Origin of the sequence: Brucella tritici (assembly GCF_008932295.1) — a bacterium.
Lineage (GTDB): Bacteria > Pseudomonadota > Alphaproteobacteria > Rhizobiales > Rhizobiaceae > Brucella > Brucella tritici.
In genome coordinates this window covers 1-242 of record NZ_WBWA01000131.1, presented here as the reverse complement: position 1 = coordinate 242, position 242 = coordinate 1, and the positions used below count along the sequence as shown (strand labels likewise).

Genomic DNA, 242 nt, shown 5'->3' with positions numbered 1-242 from the left:
ATCAGATCTGAATGTCCGCCGACATATTTGGTCAGAGAATAGACCGAAAGATCGGCACCATGATCGAGCGGCTTTTGATAGACAGGTCCGAGCAGGGTATTGTCGCAGGCAATGACCGGGCGATGTCATTTTGCATTCGCAACCGCTTTATGGCGGCACGGAAACGCTTCTTGCCAAGACGTTTCTCAACTTCGGCGTCGAAGCCGTTGCTTTCGCAGATGGCGTGCACGAAACCTCGATAG

Annotated in this window: 1 pseudogene; it reads right to left on the bottom strand. The window is 52.5% G+C overall.

The window, feature by feature from the left end:
• Positions 1-122: pseudogene (locus tag F9K91_RS25765) on the bottom strand (PLP-dependent transferase); the annotation flags it as partial.
• Positions 123-242 lie beyond the last annotated feature (120 nt).